This window comes from Butyrivibrio sp. AD3002 (assembly GCF_000420905.1).
Classification (GTDB): Bacteria; Bacillota; Clostridia; order Lachnospirales; family Lachnospiraceae; genus Butyrivibrio.
This window is the reverse complement of the sequence record NZ_ATVV01000061.1, coordinates 1-4,227: the sequence shown is the minus strand read 5'-3', so window position 1 is coordinate 4,227 and position 4,227 is coordinate 1. Positions and strand designations below refer to the sequence as shown.

At 36.6% G+C, this 4,227-nt stretch carries 6 protein-coding genes and 1 pseudogene; all 7 read left to right on the top strand.

Annotated elements, in window-relative coordinates:
- Positions 1 to 186, top strand: a pseudogene (locus G596_RS23230) (hypothetical protein); the annotation flags it as partial.
- 83 nt (positions 187 to 269) lie between these two features.
- Complete coding sequence (locus G596_RS0120115; protein WP_022763582.1) at positions 270 to 1,076, top strand: CPBP family intramembrane glutamic endopeptidase; 807 nt, start codon at positions 270 to 272, stop codon at positions 1,074 to 1,076.
- A gap of 64 nt (positions 1,077 to 1,140) precedes the next feature.
- Positions 1,141 to 1,722, top strand: coding sequence for a DUF6434 domain-containing protein (locus G596_RS0120110; protein WP_022763581.1), 582 nt, complete (start codon positions 1,141 to 1,143; stop codon positions 1,720 to 1,722).
- 194 nt (positions 1,723 to 1,916) lie between these two features.
- Positions 1,917 to 2,288, top strand: a complete 372-nt coding sequence (locus G596_RS0120105) for a hypothetical protein (protein WP_155829387.1) — start codon at positions 1,917 to 1,919, stop codon at positions 2,286 to 2,288.
- Positions 2,288 to 2,920, top strand: a complete 633-nt coding sequence (locus tag G596_RS23225; RefSeq protein ID WP_022763579.1) for a hypothetical protein — start codon at positions 2,288 to 2,290, stop codon at positions 2,918 to 2,920. Before G596_RS0120105 ends, G596_RS23225 begins: the two co-directional genes overlap by 1 nt.
- Before the next feature lie 15 nt (positions 2,921 to 2,935).
- Positions 2,936 to 3,517, top strand: a complete 582-nt coding sequence (locus G596_RS0120095) for a GNAT family N-acetyltransferase (RefSeq protein WP_022763578.1) — start codon at positions 2,936 to 2,938, stop codon at positions 3,515 to 3,517.
- A gap of 106 nt (positions 3,518 to 3,623) precedes the next feature.
- A complete protein-coding gene (locus G596_RS0120090; RefSeq protein ID WP_022763577.1) occupies positions 3,624 to 4,067 on the top strand; it encodes a GNAT family N-acetyltransferase in 444 nt (147 codons plus the stop codon).
- The last annotated feature ends 160 nt before the right edge of the window (positions 4,068 to 4,227 follow it).

Here is a 4,227-nt window from a genome sequence, read left to right as displayed (position 1 = left end):
CATCATCCAATAAAGACGCTGGTTGAAAATGGCGTTGAGGTGACAATCAATACCGATGATCTTCTGATTTTCAATAGCTCTATAGAGAATGAATATCTCAAGCTTTACAAGGCAGGAACTCTATCGGCGGAGCAGTTGGAAGAAATAAGACTCAGAGGATTGAACGGGAAAAGGGAACTACTGTGAAGATATATTACAGTAAAATGTACTAAGGTACAAATTGCATGATATCTTAAAAATAACAAAAACACTGAGAGGTACAAAAGGTAATGCAGAAGTTTTTCAAAAATCATACAGTGCTGGCAATTATAGTAGCATTTGTTTTAGATTTGGTTATACATGAGGCAATATGGCAAATTATAAAGATATTTCGGTTATCGTTTGGGGCATCTAATGTGGCGTTCTTTGTTAGGGAGATAATAACCAAGGTTTTGCCGTCATTTTTCATAGCATTTATCATAGGAACAACGGATTCATTAAAAAAACCATTTAGAAATTTAGGTAACAGTCTATTATCAGGTGCAATAATATTGGCTATATCAATTATGGGAACTGTTGTAACTATAGTGGATACAATTAATGGTTTTGCCAGGTTTAAATCAGTAACTGAGATCTTTTTTTATATTTGTTTTGTCCTTATGATTGGCCTTTCTGAGGAATTGTTCATGAGAGGAACTGTAACGCAACTTATCATGGATAGGCTTGGTATAGAGGGAAAGAGAGCTGTACTATCCGTAGTTTTGGGAGCACTGTTTTTTGGGATATATCATTTTCGAAACTATTTTGCGAACGGGAATATTAAGGCGACATTGATTCAGGTTCTTGCTAATACAATGTTTGGATTATTGATGTGTGCAATATATGTTAAGTGGCAGAATCTACTTGGAATGATTATTCTTCATGCTGCTTTGGATTTTATGACACTATCGAAGTACGGACTAATAGCTGGGAAATCTATTGCTGATAGAGCATCAAGCACTGGAGGAAATCTTAGACAGACGATAGTAAGCAATTCAGTTTTTGTGATTGCTGCAATCATTGTGATGATTCATAAAAAGAAGGGTTTCCAAACTTGATACTAAACAATGTTTTTAACATCGTAGTAGTAGAGGATAAAATTGGAAGATATTGGAGGACAGTATGTCTGAAAGACCTACACTAACGTTGGGATTAAAGAGACAAGATTTTCTTGAATATTATTACCTGAAGGAAGAACTTGTAAAGTTCTGCCACGATAACGGGTTGCCTGCTTCCGGCGGAAAACAAGAGCTTACTGAGAGGATTGCATACTATCTTGATACGGGGAAAATCAAGAATTCATCGGGGACAGCATCTACTAAAAGAAAGTCAAAGATAACCACTATAACAGAGACCAGTAAAATTGAAGAGAACATTATTTGTTCGGAGGTTCATAGAGCCTTTTTTAAGAGCAAAATAGGAGAGTCATTTTCTTTCAATGTGACATTTCAAAAATGGCTCAAAGCGAATTCTGGGAAAACATATGGTGATGCCATTGATGCTTATTATGAGATCAAAAGAACAGCAAAGCAGGGGCAGACCGTTATTGGAAAGCAGTTTGAGTATAATACCTATATCAGGGATTTCTTTGCAGATAACAAAGGTGCTTCGCTGGATGATGCTATAAGATGCTGGAAGTATAAGAAAAGCCTCAAAGGTCAAAAAAAATATGAGAGATCTGATCTTAAAGTGTTGGAACATTAAATCGGAATAAAAACCATCGAATATCAGCATGATTGGTTTTTTACGAGCTTATTTGCACACAGTCGATAATGATTGTGTGCAAATTTTCTATTCAGTATAATGGTAGAGTCTTTGTTTTTTTTAATGACACGTGTAATCATTTGCAGCAGAAGAAATCACATGTTTTTTTTAAAAAAGTTGTTGACCGTAAACGCTTGAAAAGTGATGATGTGGATATTGCATCCTTCGATGTAGATAAGTATTGGAATGTCCTGGAGGATGCAGAGCGCAGGGGCAATAAATTTATGGACATTGCCAGGGATATAGCAGATACAGAGAAAAAGACAGTATTTAGTTACATGGGTTGGACAGACATGAATGGTAATCTTTATGATTTTCCGAAAAGTGTTATAAAGTTTATCGGTCTTATATTTATTTTGGGAATAGCATGTTGTTTTATCCGTGGTGAATGGACGCTGGTAAACTTTATGTCAGGAGTGACAATAGTAGCAGCAATCATTCTGGTGGAAAGCATTATTCGTATTCCGTTTCATTTTTTTGGAAACAGAAGAAAGGATAAAGAGTGATGAATACGGATAAAAGTAAAAAGATCATAATAATAGTAATTGCAATAGTTGCCGCTATTAGCGTCTTGTGTAGTATTGCAGCTGCGGTTCTTGTTGGCATTTTCGTTGTTGGATCAGTTACTACAAAACCTGAGGTGTACACTGATATAACAAATTACAGGGAATACATGTCGTTTGACGTAACAGATGCAGATTCACAATGGAATAAATGGGGCATTGATGAAAGCATATGGCCTCAGGAGATTACTGATAACATGACGATTGCAGACTATAAGATGGTTTATTATAATCCCTGGGATGCCCAGTACCTTGGCTATCTTGTTGTTGATTATTCTAACGAAGACTATTTAAAAGAGTCGGAAAGACTTAAATCATATCAGTCTACAGATTATATTGGATATTACAGCGTTGAGGAAGAAAAAACATATGCCTTGTTAGCAATAAATGCTGATTCCTACAATGGATTTGTATATGCTCTTACAGATGGAAAAAACAGAATAATCTATGCAGAACAGATATTTTGTAACTATTACATGGATCTTGATTATGATAAACACATCCCACATGAATATCTGCTGGATGGATTTGATGCATCATCTGATAATCCATATGCTTTAGCAAATCGGAATTAGTAGACGGGGGAGACTATGTTAAATGATTATGCAATAGACAAGCCAATTCTTGAAACAGACAGACTGATTATCCGTGTGCTTAACGAAAAGGATGTGGATGATTTAAAAGAGTGGTTGGGAAGAGATGAAATTTATACATATTGGGGAAGAAAAGCAAGCAAGGGCGAGAAAAATCCTGAACTCATGTTTATTGATCCACGTCCTTGGGTAAAAAGAAAACCTTCTCTTGATCTTGATTGGGGAATTGTATGGAAAGAAACAAATAAAGTGGTAGGTATGATCGCAGTATTTGATATTCAAAATGCCAGAATGGGCGATATAGCATACAGGATTAATCCTGAGTACTGGAGAATGGGAATTACTACAGAAGCTTTGAAGGAAGTGTTACGATTTGTTTTTAAGAACACAGAAATAGACCGATTGAATGGACGTGTGGATGTAAGAAATATTGCTTCAAACAGAGTTATGGAAAAATGTGGTTTTGTTAAAGAAGGAACAATTCGTCAAGGAAAAATGGTTTCGGTTTACTGCGACTATAATATCTACGGTTTGCTTAGAGAAGATTATATGAAGCCGCAAGGTAAGGCTGGCGTATAAAGATAGTTATTGTGGCATCAAAAGGAAAAGAGGCGTTTTACGAGAAGCTTGGCTTCAAGGCCCGCCCAAATGACAATGATGGCCCAGGAATGGATATGTGGAGAGAATGACAGAGCGAATCATTGATGAAGAATTAAAACTGATTCCATATTACAGGAATGACGAGGCTTCACTTCCTTGGTATCAGGATTTGGATGTATGTAAGCAGGTAGATAACAGAGATGAACCATATGATTTAGATCTTTTACATGCTATGTATGATTATCTAAGCTCTCATGGAGATTGCTACTACATAGAATATAAGGGGACATTGGTAGGGGATGTTTCGTTAAGAGACAATGCAGAAGTCGCTATTGTAGTGTGCAAAGAATACCAGAATCAGCACATTGGAAGACGATGCGTTGAAGATATGCTTAAACTTGCTAAAGAAAAGGGTATGGATACTGTAAAGGCAAATATCTATTCCTTTAATGAGCAGAGTAGGCGAATGTTTGAAGCTGTTGGATTCAAAAAGATAGACGAAGAATGGTACGAATATCAAAGCAGATAATTGGAGTATGTAGCAAGTATTATGATGTATCAGCGAGAAAACTCCTTCCGACATAGTCGGTGGGGGATGAATCGCTGGCCCTCAGCGTTTCGCTTTGCTGTATCGTCCTGTTCTTTCATATTTTCTTTTGTGGTCATCCGTGCGCTGGCTTTCTATATAT